This window comes from Pseudomonas sp. K5002 (assembly GCF_013386655.1).
GTDB lineage: Bacteria > Pseudomonadota > Gammaproteobacteria > Pseudomonadales > Pseudomonadaceae > Aquipseudomonas.
Genome location: NZ_JACARK010001273.1, coordinates 1 through 1,089 on the forward strand (window position 1 = coordinate 1; position 1,089 = coordinate 1,089).

Genomic DNA, 1,089 nt, shown 5'->3' on the forward strand with positions numbered 1-1,089 from the left:
GTCGCGACGCCAGGGCTGACGGCACCCACAGCGTTGCGGTGGGCTCTGAGGCCAGCGTGACGGCCAGCAGTAATGAAGGGGTTGCCTTGGGCAACAAGGCCAGCGCGCAACACAATTACGGCGTTGCACTGGGCAGTGGCTCAACGACGCAAAACCTGAAGGCGGTTGCGCCGGTGACGATCAATGGCACTGCATACAGTGTCGATAGTACGTCGGCCATGGGCGTGGTCAGCCTGGGTAATGCCAGCCAGACTCGCCAACTGATCAACATGGCCCCCGGAGCGGTAAGCAACACCAGCACCGATGGCGTCAATGGCGCCCAGTTATTCGTTGCCTACGATGCGATCCAGAAGCTCGGGGATCGGGAGTTGGCGGCCACTCAGTCGGTGGCGGATGCCCTCGGTGAGGGTACTGCGGTCAAGGACGGCAAGGTGGTGCTGCCGGCCTTTTCCCTGACCAGCCTGGGTACTGGCGTGGCACAGCCCACATCGGTGGTGGGGGCGATCAAGGCCCTGGATCAGGCCCATAAAGGTACGCAGGAAGCCTTGAATGATGTTGATCAACTGGCCAACGCAACGGCAGGGCAAGTTCGTTTGGCGATGGCTGAGAAATACCTGCGATGGAGCGAGGACCAGCAGGCCTACACGGCCAGCGAAGGCGCCCGCCCTGAGAGCCGAATTGCCAATGTAGCCGCAGGTGTGGCTGCTACCGACGCGGTGAACAAGGGCCAGTTGAACGCAGTGGAAAGTATGGCCAATAACGCGAACAGCCTTGCTGCCAGCGCGCTGTCCGGTGCCAACGCAGCGATGGCCACCGCTGACGATGCCCGCAAAACGGCAAGCGCGGCGCAAGAGGGTGCCGACGCAGCCCTCCAAACGGCGGCGGGAGCACGGGCAACGGCAGATAGTGCGCAGAGCACCGCCAAGGACGCCTCTAGCTCGGCCGAAACCGCACAGAAAGCTGCAGAAGCCGCGCAAGGTTCTGCCACTGCCGCGATGGGGGTGGCATCAACCGCGCAGGCGACAGCTGATGCTGCCCAAGGCACCGCCAGCTCGGCACTGGGGTCGGCAAGCGGCGCGCAGCAACTGG

General features: G+C 63.7%; 1 protein-coding gene. It reads left to right on the forward strand.

Features of this window, described 5'->3' with window-relative positions; all coding sequences use genetic code 11:
- Nucleotides 1-1,089: hypothetical protein (locus HX846_RS35605; RefSeq protein WP_218645524.1), on the forward strand; the 1,089-nt coding region annotated here is incomplete at both ends.